The sequence below is a fragment of the Saccharicrinis carchari genome (assembly GCF_900182605.1).
GTDB lineage: Bacteria > Bacteroidota > Bacteroidia > Bacteroidales > Marinilabiliaceae > Saccharicrinis > Saccharicrinis carchari.
Window position 1 is genome coordinate 139,456 of record NZ_FXTB01000003.1, and the last position, 18,999, is coordinate 158,454.

Sequence of the window (18,999 nt, forward strand, 5' to 3'; positions counted from 1 at the left end):
GATTACACAATTAATTTAAAGGGAATTAATAGAATGTTCTGAACAGCATTTTAACAACAAACATATGTAATCAACCGATAATCTTATTAAATTTGTGCGCTATTAACAACTTGTTAATAACACAACTTAATATTTTGATTTTTAAGAACTAAGTGTCTTTTAAAATTGTTGATTAACTATGAATAAGGAAAGCCTGATTGTTTATTAGAGACTATACAAGTGTTTTACTGTATTTTTATAAACCATACTAACAGGCTATTACTATATTTATATATTTTTAGAAATCTCTCTTTATTTATTTATAATAATGGAACTAAAAGAAAAGTGGATAAAAAAGGGTTTTGTAGATGAACCGATCATTGATAAAGAAAATTTGGAGAATGCGTTTTTAAAGCTTAAAAAGGAAAAAAACGCAGTGTTGATGGCGCATTTTTATCAGGAATCCAATATTCAGGATATTGCCGATTTTGTTGGCGACAGTTTGGCCTTGGCACAATTTGCCGCTAAAACGGATGCGGATATCATTATGGTGGCCGGTGTTCATTTTATGGGGGAAAGTGCAAAAATATTATCCCCACAGAAAACTGTTATCGTACCCGATTTAAATGCCGGGTGCAGCCTGGCCGATAGCTGTCCTCCGCTTGAGTTTAAAAAATTTATTGACCAATATCCCGATCATAAAGTAATTACCTACGTTAATACGTCGGCCGAAATAAAGGCCTTATCGGATATGGTGGTAACCAGTACCAACGCCAAAGCTATTGTGGATAGTTTTTCACCGGATGAAAAGTTGATATTTGGTCCGGACAAAAATTTGGGTAATTATATCAATAGTATCACCGGACGCGAAATGGTGTTGTGGGATGGGGCATGCCACGTGCACGAAAAATTTTCGCTCGAAAAGATATTAGAATTAAAAAAGGAGAATCCCGATGCCGAGATTATAGCCCATCCCGAATGTAAAAAGCCTCTGCTTATGGTTGCGGATCATGTTGGCTCTACGGCTTCTCTTTTAAAGTATACTTATACCAGTGATAAAAAAACGTTTATCGTGGCTACTGAATCGGGCATAATACATCAAATGAAACTAAAAAGCCCAAAAAAGTTGTTCATTCCGGCTCCACCAAATGATTCTACCTGTGCGTGTAACGATTGTGAGTTTATGCGCTTAAATACAATGGAAAAGATATACAATGCCTTGAAGCATGAATGGCCCAGTATAGAGGTACCCGAAGAGGTGCGGGTACAAGCGGTTAAACCAATTGAAAAAATGTTGAAACTCTCGGCTCAATTGGGATTATAATTATATTTTAATACCATTTTTAGAACAAAATGGAACTACTGAAAATTATTAAATGAAAAATTCTGATGCGCTGGTTATATTGTTGGTAGAGGATAATATTCTTAATCAAAGACTGATTAATCTGCATTTGAAAAAATTTGGTTACAATATTGAAATAGCCAACAATGGGAAAGAGGCCGTGGAAATGGCTAAGGAAAAGAGGTACGATTTAATAATAATGGATTTGATGATGCCTGTAATGGATGGTTTAGAAGCTACTCGCGAAATCAGAAAGTACGAAGAGAATATGAACTATTCAACACCTATTATTGGATTAACGGCAAATACCTTTGACGGGGATAGGGATAAATGTTTGAGTCACGGTATGGATGAGTACATGACAAAACCTTTTGAACTGGATTTGTTTATATATCTGTTAAAAAAAATGGGTATTACCCAATAATGTGATGGAAGATAATTTTGATATACGTGAGGAAAGCTACAAAAACATCGAAAATGAGGTTGACAATAAATTACGTCCCTTAAATTTTAACGATTTTAAAGGCCAGGACGGTATTGTAGATAATATAAAAGTATTTGTACAAGCCGCCTCAATGCGTAACGAAGCATTGGATCACGTACTATTGCATGGCCCCCCCGGACTGGGAAAAACTACCTTATCCAATATTATCGCTAACGAGTTAGGGGTGGGATTTAAACTCACCAGTGGGCCTGTATTGGATAAGCCGGGCGATCTGGCGGGTATTCTTTCTAATCTCGAAAGTAATGATGTGCTGTTTATTGACGAAATTCATCGTTTAAGCCCGGTTGTAGAGGAGTATCTTTACTCGGCTATGGAGGATTATAGAATAGATATTTTAATTGATAAAGGCCCCGGAGCACGCAGCATTCAAATTGAATTAAATCCATTTACGCTTATTGGTGCCACAACGCGTAGCGGACTACTTACCAGTCCGTTGCGGGCTCGATTCGGAATCAACTGCCATCTGGAATACTACGATAATGGGGTACTGGCCGGTATTGTTAAACGCTCGTCGCGAATACTAGATACAGCAATTAGTGAGGAAGCCTGTGCCGAAATATCGAGAAGAAGTAGAGGAACACCGCGAATTGCCAATGCCCTGCTAAGACGTGTACGGGATTTTGCTCAGGTTAAAGGGAACGGACAAATTGATTTGGAAATATCCAAATTCTCCTTAAAAGCCTTGAATATCGATCAGTATGGACTCGACGAAATGGATCATAAAATATTAAACACTTTAATTGATAAGTTTCAGGGTGGACCGGTTGGTTTAAGTACCATCGGAACAGCCATTGGTGAGGATAGCGGAACTATTGAAGAGGTATATGAACCCTTTTTAATTAAAGAAGGGTTTATTAAGCGAACGCCTCGTGGTCGTATGGCCACAGCATTGGCTTATAGTCATTTAGGTAAAGATTCATTCAATCAGCAGCAATACTCGCTGTTTTAAATCATTTAATTTGGGTAAATTTAAGTCCTTGGCGAGCGATACACTTGTGTACGGCGGAAGTACTATTTTGGTTAGGCTGCTCAACTGGCTATTAATGCCTTACTATATCCGCACAATGAGTGAGGTACAGTATGGTATTGTTACTCAGGTTTATGGGTATATTGCTATTTTATTGGTAGTATTAACCTATGGTTTCGAAACAAGTTTTTTTAGGTTCTCCAATACTAAAAATCACAAAAACGTTTTTACCACGGCGCTTACAAGTATAGGATCTACAAGCCTATTGTTTGTTGTTTTTGTATACTTGTATAAAGATGGTTTGGTACAATTTTTTGGTAAGGGTTTTTCCTCTCCACTCGTATTAATGATTGCTTTAATTGTAGCGGTTGATGCCGTTTCGGCAATTATATTTGCAAAACTTCGATACCAGGGCAAAAGTATACGGTTTGGGCTGCTTAAACTAGTTAATGTTACCCTATTGATTAGCCTGAATCTGTATTTTCTCTATTGGTGTCCTATGCACTTGGAATCCGAATACTGTGTTGTATTTAACGGACTAAATATAGCCGATAATCAGGCCTTTTACGTGTTGCTGTCTAATTTGGCAGCTTCCGGTATCGTATTACTAATTATAAGTAGCGATGTTTTTAATAAATTGGGTACATTGGATTTCCGATTGTTATTGCAAATGTATAAATACTCCTATCCTATTCTGATTGTAGGTATAACGGGAATGATTAATATTCAAATTGATAAAATACTTATTCCAAAACTTATTGGCGGTGAGGAAGGACTACGGCAATTGGCTATTTATGGCGCTAATTTTAAAATTGGGGTTTTAATGGCCATGTTTACTCAGTCATTTCGTCTTGCTTTCGAACCATTTTTTTTCAAAGATCGCCGCGAAACGGCCAATGAAGCTTTATATAACGATATATTAAAATATTTTGTTTTGTTTGGGTTGTTGATATTCCTGGGAGTTACTTTTTTTATGGACATCATAAATATTGTTTTAACAGCGGAATACGAAACCGGTAATATCGTTATACCAATTGTACTTGTTTCGCAATTACTAAGTGGCGTTTATTTTACGTTATCTGTTTGGTATAAAATTACCGATAAAACAATTTATGGGGCTTATATGGGTATTGTGGGAAGTATTATTACCATCGGCTTAAACATACTATTAATACCCCTTTTAGGGTATGTAGGAGCGGCTATTGCGGGCTTAGTTTGTTTCTTGGTAATGGTTTTCCTCAGTATATACTGGGGAAACAAAAACTGGGCGCTGCGATACAAATGGCGTAGCCTACTTACTTATAGCGCTATAGCAGGTGTAATGTATTTTTTGGCCATTTTTATTACACCCTACCTTAGTGCCAAAGTGGTGGCCATAAACAGTACAGGCTTTTATATATTGAAGTATATCGTGCGTTTATCGCTAATAATTGTATTTTTATGGCTTGTTTATTATAAAGAATTCAAAAAGAAACTTACATAGCGGTATGTCTGTACAAATTAAAATTATTAATAAAAGTAATAATCCTATTCCTGCACATGCTACAGAATTGTCGGCAGGGGTTGATCTGAGAGCGGATTTATCGCAGGATATTATTTTAAAACCATTAGAAAGGGCATTAATACCCACCGGATTATATATTCAACTTCCGGAGGGTTTCGAGGCACAGATACGTCCCAGGAGCGGTTTGGCATTTAAACACGGTATTTCCGTAGTGAATAGCCCGGGTACTATTGATGCAGACTACAGAGGCGAAATTAAGGTTATTCTGGTTAATCTTTCCAATGAAGATTACAGGGTAAAAACTGGAGAACGCATTTGCCAGATGGTAGTTGCAAAACATGAGCGCATAAACTTTGAAGTAGTGGAAACACTACAGGATACGCAGCGGGGGGATGGCGGTTTTGGCCATACAGGAAATATATAAATTACAGGGCAGGGATTAAATACGGTATATTAAATGAAGAATTTGTTATTAACATTACTCATTATAGTTGCTTTATGTGGATGCAATAGCCAAAAAAATGTTGTAAGCAAAAAGAGTAAGGAGACAAGAATAGTTAGTGTATTAACCGAAGAAAATAAAAGAAAATTCGATTATTTCTTTTTTGAAGGGCAAAGGGTAAAGATGAAGGGAGAGCTAAACAAAGCAAAAAATTATTTTGTGGAATGTTTAAAGATTGATTCCTTAAGCGCTACTTGTTTTTATGAATTGGCTAATATAGCCATAGCCGAACAAAATTACCCTGCGGCGCAGCAGCTACTCAGTAATTCCGTGCGCCTCGCCCCCGATAACAAGTGGTATCAAATTCTTCTTGGCGATTTGTATCAACAAAATAAAGATTACGAAAGCGCGATAGCTGTTTATGAAGGGTTAACTAAGCGTTTTCCCGAAAGTGATGAATATAATTATGTGTTGGCACAATTATATTATACCAATAAACAGTTTAACAAAGCAATTGATGCCTACAACCGTCTCGAAAAAAGTATCGGTATTAATGAAGTTATCTCTATCGAAAAGGAGAAAATTTACTTAGAAATGGGTAAGCAGGGCTTGGCGCATAAGGAAATAGAAAAACTGATTGAAGAGAACCCTTTTGAACCTAGATATTACGGTTTTATGGGCGATCTTTACCTGTATAACAAAGAGTACAATAAAGCGGAGCAAAGCTATCGAAGAATTTTATCCATCGATCCGGCTAATGGTTTGGGTTATTTTTCTATTGCCAACGTTAAATTACAGCAGAAGGATACACTCGCTTTTTTTAATAATTTTGCGCAGGGTTTAGAAGATAAGGAACTCGAGATAGAAGTAAAAATTCAAAGATTACTGCCTATACTGATGGGTAAGCAGTTTACAACTTATAAGGATACTGCTGCTATCCAAGCGCTGTTTGCCCGACTTACCAGGATTCATTCCGACGACGCCCGAAGCTACCTTTATTATGCCAATTATTTACAAAATAACAATAATAAAGCAAAAGCCTTGGAGCAATATAAAAAGGCGTTGACGCACGATCCCGATAATCGGGGTGTTTGGCAGGATATGTTTTTTCTGGAAATAGATTTGGGTAAATTTGACATGTTGTATGCGGATGCTTCTGAGGCCTTAATTTTGTTTCCGGATGAGCCTTTATTTTCGCTGTTTTATGCCATGGGGGCAATACAAAAGGAAGATTATGATAAGGCCAAAAATGCCTTATTAAAGGGCTTGCAGTATGTTGATAAGAATCCGGCGTTAAAAGGGCAAATGTATGCATATTTGGGTGATGTACAACATAGTTTAGGAAATAAGGAAGAGGCTTTTGATAACTACGAAAAGGCCTTAAAAATAGACGAAAATAACGTGGTAGTGTTAAACAATTATAGCTACTACTTGTCCCTGGAAAGTAAGGATTTGGAAAAGGCCGAAAAGATGATTTCTAAATCAATAGCTTTGGAACCGGGTAATGCAACCTACTTAGACACCTATGCGTGGGTTTTGTTTAAACGTGGCCGTTATTTTGAAGCTAAGTATATTATTGAAAGGGCAATAGATAATGGAGGAAATGAGAGCGAAGTAATTGTGGAGCACTATGGAGATATTTTATATAAAAATAATGATATTGAAGGTGCCGTAAAGCAATGGAAAAAATCGATTGAAATGGGTAATACTTCGCCTTTAATTCCTAAAAAAATTGAGTTAAAAAAGTATGTGGAGGAATAATATAGGGCTTTTATTTTTAATTACGATAGCATTATTTTCGTGTAAAAGCAGCGAAATGCTAACGGGTGGAGCAGCCACTAGTATCACGGATGCACGGCTTCGAAATCAGTTAATTTTGAACGAATTAGCGTACAATAAGTTATATTTAAAAAAGATTCAATTTACGCTAAATGAGGGGGATAATAAAAAAAGCTTTCGGGGAAGCTTTGTCGTGCAACGAGACAGCCAAATTGTTGTGTCAATCTTTGCACTGATGGGAATAGAATTGGTTAGGGCGCGACTAACACCTACGGAGGTGATTATTCTGGATAAACACAGCAAAGTTGCTACGAAAAGTAATTATGCGTATTTTAATAAAAAATTTGGTGTTGAACTTGATTTCTATACTATACAGGCGATAATTAGTAACAGTATTTTCGTGTATCCGTCGGTAGAGGATAAGTACGATGAATTAAAAAAGTACAAGCATTATATCGATAAAAATAGCTATGTTTTTAAATCATTAAAGGAGAACAGATTGGATAGGTTGATGGGTAGGGGGAAACAGGATTTTATACTACACGAAATGTATATATATCCCGATTTGTTTAGAATTTTTAATGTGTATATTAATGACTTTAGCAAGCAACAATCAATAGACATCCGTTATTCTAAATTTAAGAATTTTGGAACAACCCAATTTCCCGAACAGATTAAATTTACCGCTATACAATCGGATAAAAAGTTTATGGTAGATTTAAACATTAATTACTTGGAGATAAACGATGGAGGCAGCTTACATTTTAAAATACCATCAGCATATAAAATTAAAAGTTTATAAAATTGCGCTGGGGTTAATTTTTATATGTGCTGTGCTGGGAGCACAAACTCAGGATATAGAATCACTTAAAAATAAAAGGCAGCAATACGAACAGGAAATTAGTAATGCTAAAAAATTGCTGGTAAAGAAGGGCAATACGCGTCAAAGTTTTCTGGAAGAGTTAGCGGTAGTCAATGCACAAATTAAGGCGCAAAATAAGGTGATTGCTTCTTTTAAAGAACAGATTGATATTTCTAATGAGGTGATTAAAAAGAATAAGGCTTCAATTGAAACTTTAACAAAGGAGCTAAAAGCCTTAAAGGAATCGTATCATAAATTAATAGTTGAAACAAATAAGCAAGTCAATTCAAATTATAATGAATTTATGATTGTATTTAGTGCCAAGTCCTTCTCGGAGGCGTACCGTAGATTTAATTTAATGAAACAGTATGCCTCGTATCGTAAAAAGCAAGGGCTGGTGTTAATGGATACCAAAACGGAACTCGACAGTATTGTGGTTGAAAACGAGAAGGTATTACAACGCAATAGAATGGCCTATGAATCCTTACTGAAAGAGATAGAAGATTTAAAAAATACCGTAAGCAAAAAATCTTTGTATGTACAAAATCTTAAAAAGGATGAGAAATGGTTAAAACGGGAAATAGCAAAAAAAGAGAAAGCAAGTAAAGAGTTAGAGTTGGTTATTGAAAGGGCAATTGCCAAGGCATCCAAGGAAACGAATTATGCGTTTTCTAATTTTTTAAGTGCAAAGGGAAATTTAATATGGCCGGTGGATAATGGGGTAGTAACAAGTCAGTTTGGTGAACATAATCACGCGGTTTTAAAGGGCGTAAAAGTGAAGAACAATGGGATAGATATTACAGCAGCTAAAGAAAGTACCGTTAAAAGTGTATATGAGGGTACTGTAAGCCGCGTGATTGCTATCCCGGGGTACAATAAAGCGGTTATTGTTAGGCATGGTAAATTTTTAACGGTATACGCTAATTTGGCTACCGTAAATGTAAAATCAGGGCAACTCGTAAAAAGCAAGCAAAGTATTGGCCAAGTTTTTGCCGGGAGCAAGGATAAGAATGGTATATTACATTTTGAAATCTGGGAAGAGAATAAAAAAACCAACCCACTCGAGTGGTTAAAAAAATAGGACGAATAGTTTTAGAAATTTTTTTTACATTTGGGTAACTATTTTATTTATTAATAGTATAAGCAGTAGGTAAAATACTTCAAAACATATGGATTTAGCAGCAGAAAAAATAGTAATTAATTCCGATATAAAAAATATCAGTTTAGTTGAAAAGCTAATCGACGATATCTCCGAACAGTATGATATACATGCTGATGTTTATGGTAAGTTGCTGTTGGCTGTAGTTGAGGGGGTGAATAACGCCATTGTACACGGTAATAAATTGGATGCTAATAAAAATGTACAACTGGAATATAAAATTTCTGATAAAGAATTGCAGTTTATTATTACCGATGAGGGAAGCGGTTTTGATTTTACTTCTGTACCGGATCCTACTTTACCCGAAAATGTGGAAAAAACGCATGGTAGGGGTGTATTTTTAATGAACCACTTGGCCGACAAAATTAATTTTGAAAACGACGGAAGTAAAGTTCAGCTCACATTTTTATTATAAGTGATCAATTACAGTTTTGAAGATATTAAGGATATTAAGTTAAATAAAGACTTAATTGATAGATGGATTATTCAGCTTTTAGCGAATGATGGGTGGGTCGCAAAAGAAATATCCTTTATTTTTTGTTCTGACGCGTACATTTTAAAAATTAATAAGGCTTACCTGCAGCATAATTACTACACCGATATTATTACCTTCGATTATTGTATTGACAGTTATATTAGTGGCGATATTTTTATTAGTCTCGATACTGTAAGGAATAACGCTGATGATTATAATACTACTTTTAAACAAGAGTTATACCGAGTAATAATACACGGAATACTTCATTTAATGGGCTTCAAAGATAAAACTCCTCAACAAGCAGCAATAATGCGACAAAAGGAAGAGGAAGCCTTGGCACTGCTTAAAACAATTTAATTAATTTTGCGTTTTTTGTTAGGGTAGGGTTTTCGAACTTTACTTTATAATTTCCTAATTTAAATTTATATGGAGTTTAACTACGATATAATTGTGGTTGGGGCAGGGCATGCGGGTTGCGAAGCCGCGGCAGCGGCTGCCAACCTGGGTTCACGTACATTGTTAATTACAATGGATATGAATAAAATTGCACAAATGAGCTGTAATCCGGCAATTGGTGGAATTGCTAAAGGTCAGATAGTACGCGAAATTGATGCATTGGGAGGCTTTACTGGTATTGTAACCGATCGGTCTTCCATCCAGTTCCGTTTACTAAACCGATCTAAGGGTCCTGCCATGTGGAGTCCCAGAGCGCAATGCGATAGAATGATATTTTCGGCACAGTGGCGTAGCATATTGGAACAAACAGAAAACTTGTTTTTTTGGCAGGATACCGTCGTGGATATTAATTTTGATGGTAACCAGGTTACATCAGTTGTTACACAACTCGGCGTGGAATTCAAATGTAAGGCCTTAATACTTACAAACGGAACATTCTTAAACGGCTTAATGCATGTAGGCAAGGTACAGATGGAGGGGGGTAGGATTAGCGAACCAAGTTCCTATGGTTTAACCAAAAAAATGATGGAAATGGGTTTCACTACCGATAGAATGAAAACAGGTACGCCTGCTCGTATTGACGGAAGAACCATTGATTTTAGTAAATGCGAAAAGCAGGAGGGAGACGATACCTTTTATAAGTTTTCTTTTCTCCCGCACGAGAAATCCACTTTAAAGCAAAAAAGCTGCTGGCTTACGTATACCAACGAAAATGTGCATGATGAACTCCGGCATGGATTACATCAATCTCCTTTATACGACGGAACTATACAAAGCCTTGGGCCGAGGTACTGTCCCAGCATCGAAACTAAAATTGTAACCTTTGCCGATAAGGAGGCACATCAATTACATCTTGAGCCGGAAGGGGAAACTACTATTGAGTATTATCTGAATGGCTTTAGCAGCTCCTTACCAATGGAAGTACAAGTAAAGGCCTTGGAAAAAATACCGGGACTTGAAAAGGCGAAGATGTTCAGACCGGGCTATGCAATCGAGTATGATTTTTTTGCTCCTACACAATTGCATCATACTTTGCAAACTAAGTTCGTATCTAATTTATATTTTGCCGGACAAATTAATGGTACCACAGGATATGAGGAGGCGGGGGCACAAGGTATTATAGCGGGCATAAATGCACATCAGCAATTAAATGATAAAGCCGATTTTGTGCTGCGGAGAGATGAAGCTTACATTGGAGTTTTAATCGATGATTTGGTTACCAAAGGTGTAGATGAGCCTTATCGGATGTTTACCTCACGTGCTGAGTTCAGAATTTTACTTCGACAGGATGATGCCGATATCCGATTAACACAAAAAAGTTTTGATATAGGTTTGGCTAAAGAGGATCGGTTAGATTTGCTAAAGGAGAAAATCCATTATAAAGAAGAGCTAATTGGTTTTTTAGAATCATTTAGCATTAAACCAAAATATATAAACGATTATCTCCAAAGTGTGGGATCCTCAGGTTTAAAGCAATCAGTAAAACTTAAAGATGTGCTTTTACGACCACAAGTTAATCTCTCCGGTTTGATAGCGGTAATTGAACCTTTAAAAAAACATTGTGATGCAATTCCGGCATTGCGCAGACAGGAGATTATGGAATGTGCCGAAATCTCTATCAAGTACAAAGGATATATTAATCGTGAAAAGCTAATGGCGGATAAAATGACACGACTGGAAGAATTAAATATAGAAGGACGATTTGATTATGCCAGTATATATTCATTATCTACTGAGGCGCGACAAAAATTGAAAAAAGTAGAACCAAAAACAATAGGGCAGGCCAGTCGAATTTCCGGCGTAAGCCCTAGCGATATAAATGTGCTACTGGTATTAATGGGTAGATAAAAACACTGTTCCACGTGGAACAAAAACAAAAATAATATGCGTATTCAAGGAAAGATAGTTGATATCGTCAACAATAAAATTTACAACGGAATACTTGTTATTGACTCTGGAAAGATTAAAAAAATTGAGCATGCTGATAAAGAGTTTACCAATTATATTCTGCCGGGTTTGGTAGATAGCCATGTACATATCGAAAGTTCGATGCTTACACCCAGTCAGTTTTCCAAGCTTGTTGTTCCACGTGGAACGGTTGCGGTTGTGACGGATCCTCACGAAATTGCCAATGTTATGGGAGTGGATGGAGTGGATTATATGATTGAGGATGCCAGGCATACCCCGCTTAAATGCTTTTTTGGAGCGCCTTCTTGTGTTCCGGCAACGGCTTTCGAAACCAGCGGGGGGCTTATTAATGCGGAGGAGGTAGATAACTTACTTCAAAGAGAAGATATTTGGTTCCTTTCCGAAATGATGAATTTTCCGGGTGTAATTAACAGGGATAACGAGGTGTGGCGAAAGATTAAATCGGCACACAAGGCCGGGAAAAGAATTGATGGTCATGCCCCGGGGGTAGTAGGTGAGGAGTTAAAAAAATATGCCGCGGCTGGAATAAGCAGCGACCATGAGTGTATGACGGTTCAGGAAGCCTTGGATAAGATAAAGAATGGTATAACGGTTCAGATTAGAGAGGGGAGTGCAGCTAAAAATTTTGAGGCATTGTGGCCACTGTTCAATACACAGCCCGATGATATCATGTTGTGTACCGATGATTCGCATCCCGACGAGATAATAAACAAAGGGCATATTGATAAAATTATCCGCCTCGGATTGGCTAAAGGAATCGACCTGTTTAAGCTTTTAAGAGCAGCTATATTAAAACCAATTGTGCATTATAATTTACCGGTGGGGATGTTACGAGAAGGCGATCCTGCCGATTTTATTGTTGTGGATACCCTCACAAATTTTAAAGTGCTGGAAACATATATAGACGGTGTAAAGGTATTTGGCGAGGAAAAATTAATGTTTGACGTGCCCTTATCAGCGCCCATTAACAATTTTAATATTAAGCCAATTAATGCAGATCTTATAAAAGTACCTTATAAATCAGGAAAAAAAATTAGAGTTATTGAGGCGGCGGAAGGGGATCTTTTTACAAAGGAGAAGCATTATGCTCCTACAAATACGGATGGTTATATCGCATCGAATACAAAGGACGATGTGCTCAAAATTGTTGTTTTAAACAGATATAAACAATCACCACCGGTGCTGGGTTTTATAAATAATATCGGCTTGAAAGAGGGTGCTATTGCGTGTAGTGTGGCTCACGACAGTCATAATTTGATTGCAGTAGGAGTAAGGGATGAGGATATAGTTAAGGCCTTAAATCAAATAATTACGCACAAAGGGGGTATTGCGTATTCAGCCGGAACGGATGCGGATTGTTTGCCGCTTGAGGTTGCCGGGTTAATGACGGCTAAAGCAGGGGATGAAGTGGCCAGGACATATCAGAAATTAAATAAAAAGGCACAGCAGATGGGATCTCGCTTACAGGCTCCATTTATGACACTCTCGTTTATGAGCTTATTGGTTATCCCTCAACTTAAAATTGGGGATAAAGGGTTGTTTGATGTCGATACCTTTTCATTCACAAATTTGTATGTGGAATGAAAAAATCGATTAATCCCAACTGGGCCTACCTGAAAGATAAAATAGCAGTTTTACCGGACGATCCAGGGGTTTACCAATATTACAACAAAGACGGTAAAATCATATATGTAGGTAAAGCAAAAAACTTAAAAAAACGCGTTTCTTCTTACTTTGTTGGTAAGCCGGATAATGGTAAAACAGCTCTCTTAGTACGTAATATTGCTAACATAGAGCATATAGTGGTACATACGGAGGAAGATGCCTTGCTGCTCGAAAATAACCTCATAAAAAAATACCAACCGCGCTATAATGTTCTGCTCAAGGACGATAAATCCTTTCCCTGGATCGTGGTTAAAAATGAACATTTTCCTCGTGTTTTTGCCACTCGAAATGTAATTAAGGATGGAAGTATTTATTATGGGCCTTATACTTCGGTGGCTATGGTGCGTACCTTACTCGATTTGTTTAAGTCAACCTACCCCTTACGAAACTGTAAACTAAATCTGGCTCCGCATAAAATAGCGGAAGGCAAATACAAGGTTTGTCTGGAATATCATCTGGGTAATTGTAAGGGGCCGTGTGTTGGCCTGTATGATGAGGATTCGTACCTAAAGAACATTGATGCAATAAAAAATATATTAAAGGGAAATATTCACGCTGTTATCCGCCATTTAAAGGAAGTAATGCATACGTATGCTGCCGATTTTAAGTTTGAGGAAGCAGAGGAAATAAAACAAAAGTTAAAGCAGTTAAATTCCTATCAAAGTAAATCAGCTGTGGTAAGTTCCAGCATAAATAATGTGGATGTATATTCCATTATTGATGATGAAAATTCGGCCTATGTTAATTTTTTAAAGGTGGCAAATGGTGCAATTATACAGGCACATACCATTGAGTTTAAAAAGAAATTAAATGAATCCTTACCGGAATTACTCTCCCTGGCCATTGGAGAAATACGCGAAAGGTTACATAGTACGGCACGTGAAGTTATTGTTCCGCTTAAGCCGGATACGGAATTTGAATCGGTAAAATTTGTAATACCAAAAATGGGGGAGAAGAAGAAGTTGTTGGAACTCTCAGAACGCAATGTAAAATATTATCGCCTGGAAAAATTAAAACAACAATCTATCCGTAATAAAGAAACACGTGAAGACAGAATTTTAAGCACCATGCAAAAGGATCTCCAGTTAAAGGCTAAACCCAGACATATCGAGTGCTTCGACAATTCAAATATTCAAGGCAACTATCCGGTGGCTGCTTGTGTGGTGTTTAAAAATGCCAAACCCAGTAAAAAAGATTACAGACATTTTAATATTAAAACAGTTGTGGGACCCGATGATTTCGCCAGTATGGAGGAAATATTGGAACGTAGGTATGCTCGTTTAATTAACGAAGGCGACTCCTTACCTAATTTAATTATCATCGATGGTGGCAAAGGACAATTGAGTGCGGCGGTTAAAATATTAAGGAAACTCAATATTGAGGATGAGGTGGCCGTGATAGGTATAGCCAAAAGACTGGAAGAAATATTTTTTCCCAACGATCCGGTGCCCTTGTATCTCGACAAAAATTCTGAGACTTTAAAGATTATTCAATACGCCCGTAACGAAGCACATCGTTTTGGCATCACTTTCCATCGCAACCAGCGTTCTAAAGACTTTGTAAAATCAGAGTTAAATGCCATTAAAGGAATTGGAGAAAAAACTTCTAATGCACTGCTAGAAGAGTTTAAGTCCGTTGAACAAATAAAAAAACTGGCGGTAAACGATATGGAAAACTTAATCGGAAAAGCCAAGGCACGGATAGTGTGGGATTATTTCCACGCTACCTGAATAATTTAAAACAGTGCCAGCAAGAACTCCTCTTGGCTTAATTCATCCCAATCATTAAACACATCGTTGGTGTTTTCTTTTATTGCATCTCTTTGGTGTAAGCAATTGGTAATGCTTTGTTGCAAATCGTTTAGCTTATCTTTATGCCTGGCATTGGAATTAATTTTAACTTCTACAATCTGCCCTTTAATTACTTTCAATCGTATCTCATAGCGACGACCTGATGTGGCTTTTATGCGCTTTTTAAATTCATATTTAGGACTATATCCGTAATTCCATTCCCAGGTACTGAACTTTGTTTTTACTAAATCATCTATTAGGGTATAATCATTATTGTTTAACTCGTAAGGTTCACAGTTATTATGGCTAATGATGTATTCCGACAATTGTGAAATAAAATTTTCAACGCTAATTTTCTGGTTCAGATGCTCCTGTATGTTGCTTACTTTACTTCGGATCGATTTCACCGCTTTGTCTTTGAATTTAATCGGATCGTTTTTTAATGCACTGGTCAGGGTGCTTAACTGACTGTTGAATAATAGCGTACCGTGATGCATCACCCGCGACTTAAATACATGACAAGCATTACCACTAATTTTACTTCCTTCGATAAGTATATCGTGTCGGCCACCCAATTTAGCATTTACATCTATGCTATTTAAAAAATTTACGATAGGGGTCATATATTTGTCAAAATTAACAAGTTCGCCTTTGGCACCGGAAGTGATAAAACAATAGTTTATATTACCCGGATCATGAAAAACTGTTCCACCGCCTGATAATCTTCTTAGCACGGGAATATTGTTCTCGGTAACTATTTTGTAATTTATTTCGGCAAGGGCGTTTTGATGTTTTCCAATTATAATACTTTTCGAATTGATGTAAAGAAAAACGATGTCGTCCGTGAAATTTTTAAGTAATACTTCTTCGGTGGCTAAATTGGTGTAAGGGTCGGTATTTTTACTAAGTATAATTTTCATGTAGCTGTACCTAATGTATGAATGATATAAATATTAGATTGTAGATGCCTTAAAAGTTAAATATAATGTTTAAATAAACATCATAAGTATAAGTTATCGTGTATATTATAAGTGAATTAATTTAAAATATTAGGATTACAAAAAATCCTTGATCTGTACAATTTTTTGCAAAATATCTTATTTTTACGTAAATCAACAAGTATAATTTAATTATAGTATCAGAAAGTATGTTTTTGCGTAGATTAAGGCCTACTCAAAAAATTAAAAATAAATAAATTTATGATCGATTATGAAAGTTGTGGTTCAAAGAGTTATTGAGGCATCGGTTAAAATTACTAATACAACAACAGCATCCATCAAAAATGGTTTGGTGGTTTTAGTAGGCATAAGCCAAAGTGATGAGCAGGACGACATAGAATGGCTTTGTAAAAAGATTGTGAATCTTCGAATTTTTGATGACGAAGAAGGTAAAATGAATCGTTCCTTGTTGGATGTAAATGGAGAAATGATAGTGGTAAGTCAGTTTACCTTGCAGGCCAATACAAAAAAGGGCAATCGTCCTTCCTATATTCAAGCTGCTCAACCTGAGCTGGCCCTTCCTCTTTACCAATCGTTTGTTAAGCAAATGGAACAGATGCTTAACAAGCCGGTTAAAACAGGTGAATTTGGCGCTCATATGCAGGTGTCACTCACTAACGATGGACCGGTTACCATAATCATTGATTCTTCAAAAAAATGAAATATTGCCTCTATCGTTATTATTGTGTAACTTATACATTTACAAACGTTAAAATTAACAAGTTATGTGCAATAATCTATTTCATCCTGTTTTCTGTGCCATTCCGCCGTACATGCTCGAGAGAATTATTGAATCCGGAACGGTTGAACAAAAAGAAAAAGCCAAGCATACCATAGCGCTGGCCGGTCAAATGCGGGGTCAGCGTCAGTCCATTGCCGATGTTACCTTAAAATCGCAGGCTACAGCGGGTGCAAAAAATCGTTTGATTTACGATGCCCAAAATACCAATGTGCTGCCCGGTGAGTTGGCCCGAAAAGAAGGAGATTCCACAACAGGGGATGCACAGGTGGATGAGGCCTACGAAGGTGCAGGGCATACTTACGATTTGTACGAGCTGGTGTATGGCCGTACGTCTATCGACGATAAAGGAATGGATTTAATATCAACGGTACGCTATTTAAAGGGCTACGATAATGCTTTCTGGAACGGAGCACAAATGGTGTATGGCGAGGGTGATGAAGATTTACCCGAGGCCGATAGATTGTTTAACCGCTTTACAATAGCCATAGATATTATTGGACATGAATTAACACATGGTGTAACTCAATACGAAGCCAATTTGGTTTACAAGGATCAAGCGGGTGCACTGAACGAATCCTTTTCGGATGTATTTGGATCCTTGGTAAAGCAACGCCTTAACAATCAAAAAGCCAATGAAGCGGATTGGATTATTGGTGAGGGACTTTTTACAGCTAATGTAAATGGTGTAGGCATACGTTCCATGAAAAACCCGGGTACTGCCTATAACGATCCCGTGATAGGCAAAGACCCGCAACCAGGACACATGAACGACTTTGTGGTAACCACACGCGATAGGGGTGGGGTACATATCAATTCGGGCATACCCAACAAAGCCTTTTATCTTGCGGCAACAAAAATGGGGGGCTATGCCTGGGAAAAAGCCGGCCTCATATGGTACAATACTTTAAAAGATAAATTGACAGCGGATGCTAACTTTGAACATGCCGCAAACATGACCTACGAAGTGGCGGTGCAATTGTACGGCGAAGACAGCATGGAACAAAAAGCCGTAAAAGAGGCATGGGAAGAAGTGGGCTTACCTATAAAATTAGAAGAACGCAAAGGTTGTGGTACAAGGATATTTGGCGATTAGAATGGCAATAAAATAACCGTACGTAACAACAAGCATTACCCAATAGAGACTTAATTAACGAATCACAAAAAAAATTTACAATGATGAACCAGCCTTATACAATATTTTTCGAACGCAGCGGAGGTTTCACCGGAATACCTTTAAGTGTTCAGGTATCCAGTGTTGAGTTGGCCAAAAAGGATAGGGATAGACTGGACAAGCTAATGGTAGAATCAGATATCTGCAACCTGAAAAATATTAAAAATGAAAATAGTGCTATTCGCGATCAGTTTGACTATTTAATTCGTGTTAAATGCGACACGGTAGAAAAGCAGTTTAGCTTTTCCGATAACACCGTGCCTACCGATTTTTTGCCCTTAATAAATTATTTACTCCAGCTGGCCCTTTGGAAAAAAAGCTAATAATTGCGTTTATCGGCACCCCACATTAGCTTGTTGCGGAGGGTAGAGTTAAAATTGATGCCCGGCAGATCAATTACGTTGACACAAAAATCGGCTTTACGTATGTTAAGTTCATAGCCCTGATCAACAATACGACTGCGCGAATCGAGGGTGACCAGAAACTTGTCAGCCCTTCCTTCCACCTTTAGTGTTATATTCATATCGTTAGGGACCACTATAGGGCGTACCGTAAGATTGTGGGACGAAATCGGACTGATAATCAAACTTTTTGATTTGGGATGAATTATTGGTCCACCCACACTGAGCGAGTAGGCGGTAGAACCCACCGCTGTGGCCACAATAAGTCCGTCGGCAAAATAGGAGTTTAAAAACTCGTTATCGATGTAAGTATGTATGCTAATCATCGAAGCTGTATCGCGCCTATGCACCGCCAGTTCGTTGAGTGCAAAATTCATATCACCAAACGGATTGTTGGGTGTATTTACTTGAAGCAGATCAAGGGAGCTATAGGTGTAATCGCCTTTAAAGATACTGTCGATGGCACTGTCGATGGATTCTTTAGCTATATCGGCCAAAAAACCCAGTCTGCCGCTGTTGATGCCTACAATGGGTATGCCGGAGTCGCGCACAAAAGTTACCGCTTTTAACATGGTGCCATCGCCTCCGATACTAATGAAAAGGTCAATATCTACCAGCTCTTCCGACGATTCAAAAAAACCATTCACCTGGGGTTTAACGTCAATATGCCCCATTAAGTAATCGTAAAATGGCTTGTAGATGATGATTTCTGTATCGTGCTGATTCAATTTCCTGAACAGGTTGCTGCAGCTGCTTCTAAAAGATACGGAAAACTGTTTCCCAAAAATGGCTATCCTCATGGTACTTTATATCATTTGTTGCCACAAATG

At 37.5% G+C, this 18,999-nt stretch carries 18 protein-coding genes; 16 read left to right on the top strand and 2 right to left on the bottom strand.

From position 1 onward, the window contains the following. Positions 1 to 307: 307 nt before the first annotated feature. The 13 genes from nadA to uvrC all read left to right on the top strand — a co-directional run bounded on the left by nadA (position 308) and on the right by uvrC (position 14,797). A complete protein-coding gene (nadA, locus tag FN809_RS07270) occupies positions 308 to 1,303 on the top strand; it encodes a quinolinate synthase NadA (RefSeq protein WP_142532843.1) in 996 nt (331 codons plus the stop codon). Between the two features lie 52 nt (positions 1,304 to 1,355). Continuing rightward, positions 1,356 to 1,745, top strand: coding sequence for a response regulator (locus FN809_RS07275; RefSeq protein ID WP_142532844.1), 390 nt, complete (start codon positions 1,356 to 1,358; stop codon positions 1,743 to 1,745). A 4-nt stretch (positions 1,746 to 1,749) separates the two neighbouring features. Beyond that, positions 1,750 to 2,775, top strand: a complete 1,026-nt coding sequence (ruvB, locus tag FN809_RS07280; protein WP_142532845.1) for a Holliday junction branch migration DNA helicase RuvB — start codon at positions 1,750 to 1,752, stop codon at positions 2,773 to 2,775. 10 nt (positions 2,776 to 2,785) lie between these two features. Beyond that, positions 2,786 to 4,276, top strand: coding sequence for an oligosaccharide flippase family protein (locus FN809_RS07285; RefSeq protein ID WP_142532846.1), 1,491 nt, complete (start codon positions 2,786 to 2,788; stop codon positions 4,274 to 4,276). 4 nt (positions 4,277 to 4,280) lie between these two features. Continuing rightward, entirely contained in the window at positions 4,281 to 4,721 is a 441-nt protein-coding gene (dut, locus tag FN809_RS07290; RefSeq protein WP_142532847.1) for a dUTP diphosphatase, read from the top strand. 33 nt (positions 4,722 to 4,754) lie between these two features. After that, positions 4,755 to 6,500 carry a tetratricopeptide repeat protein gene (locus FN809_RS07295; protein WP_142532848.1) on the top strand — a complete coding sequence of 582 codons (1,746 nt, stop codon included), beginning with the start codon at positions 4,755 to 4,757 and terminating at the stop codon, positions 6,498 to 6,500. Further along, positions 6,487 to 7,320, top strand: coding sequence for a DUF4292 domain-containing protein (locus FN809_RS07300; RefSeq protein ID WP_142532849.1), 834 nt, complete (start codon positions 6,487 to 6,489; stop codon positions 7,318 to 7,320). The genes FN809_RS07295 and FN809_RS07300 overlap by 14 nt, the downstream gene beginning before the upstream one ends. Further along, a complete protein-coding gene (locus FN809_RS07305) occupies positions 7,265 to 8,461 on the top strand; it encodes a murein hydrolase activator EnvC family protein (protein WP_142532850.1) in 1,197 nt (398 codons plus the stop codon). Before FN809_RS07300 ends, FN809_RS07305 begins: the two co-directional genes overlap by 56 nt. A gap of 88 nt (positions 8,462 to 8,549) precedes the next feature. Continuing rightward, the gene (locus tag FN809_RS07310; RefSeq protein WP_246095518.1) at positions 8,550 to 8,954 is read left to right on the top strand and encodes an ATP-binding protein; all 405 of its coding nucleotides are present in this window, start codon (positions 8,550 to 8,552) and stop codon (positions 8,952 to 8,954) included. Then, positions 8,955 to 9,374, top strand: a complete 420-nt coding sequence (gene ybeY / locus FN809_RS07315) for an rRNA maturation RNase YbeY (RefSeq protein WP_142532851.1) — start codon at positions 8,955 to 8,957, stop codon at positions 9,372 to 9,374. It abuts the gene before it with no gap. A gap of 69 nt (positions 9,375 to 9,443) precedes the next feature. Further along, entirely contained in the window at positions 9,444 to 11,321 is a 1,878-nt protein-coding gene (gene mnmG / locus FN809_RS07320; protein ID WP_142532852.1) for a tRNA uridine-5-carboxymethylaminomethyl(34) synthesis enzyme MnmG, read from the top strand. Between the two features lie 36 nt (positions 11,322 to 11,357). Further along, a complete protein-coding gene (ade, locus tag FN809_RS07325) occupies positions 11,358 to 12,986 on the top strand; it encodes an adenine deaminase (protein ID WP_142532853.1) in 1,629 nt (542 codons plus the stop codon). Then, positions 12,983 to 14,797: an excinuclease ABC subunit UvrC gene (gene uvrC / locus FN809_RS07330; protein ID WP_142532854.1), complete on the top strand. Its 1,815-nt coding sequence runs from the start codon at positions 12,983 to 12,985 to the stop codon at positions 14,795 to 14,797. The genes ade and uvrC overlap by 4 nt, the downstream gene beginning before the upstream one ends. A 5-nt stretch (positions 14,798 to 14,802) precedes the next feature. On the opposite strand, the gene FN809_RS07335 is transcribed toward uvrC, so the two are convergent. Next, positions 14,803 to 15,777, bottom strand: a complete 975-nt coding sequence (locus FN809_RS07335) for a lipoate--protein ligase (RefSeq protein ID WP_142532855.1) — start codon at positions 15,775 to 15,777, stop codon at positions 14,803 to 14,805. A 289-nt stretch (positions 15,778 to 16,066) separates the two neighbouring features. Here FN809_RS07335 and dtd point away from each other — a divergent pair, with 289 nt between their 5' ends. The 3 genes from dtd (at position 16,067) to FN809_RS07350 (ending at position 18,091) form a co-directional block, all read left to right on the top strand. Next, positions 16,067 to 16,516 carry a D-aminoacyl-tRNA deacylase gene (gene dtd / locus FN809_RS07340; protein WP_142532856.1) on the top strand — a complete coding sequence of 150 codons (450 nt, stop codon included), beginning with the start codon at positions 16,067 to 16,069 and terminating at the stop codon, positions 16,514 to 16,516. A gap of 64 nt (positions 16,517 to 16,580) precedes the next feature. Then, positions 16,581 to 17,690, top strand: a complete 1,110-nt coding sequence (locus FN809_RS07345) for a M4 family metallopeptidase (RefSeq protein ID WP_221929382.1) — start codon at positions 16,581 to 16,583, stop codon at positions 17,688 to 17,690. A gap of 80 nt (positions 17,691 to 17,770) precedes the next feature. Beyond that, complete coding sequence (locus FN809_RS07350; RefSeq protein ID WP_142532857.1) at positions 17,771 to 18,091, top strand: protealysin inhibitor emfourin; 321 nt, start codon at positions 17,771 to 17,773, stop codon at positions 18,089 to 18,091. Here the strand turns inward: FN809_RS07350 and FN809_RS07355 are convergent. Continuing rightward, a complete protein-coding gene (locus tag FN809_RS07355; protein WP_142532858.1) occupies positions 18,088 to 18,969 on the bottom strand; it encodes an NAD kinase in 882 nt (293 codons plus the stop codon). The genes FN809_RS07350 and FN809_RS07355 overlap by 4 nt on opposite strands. Positions 18,970 to 18,999 lie beyond the last annotated feature (30 nt).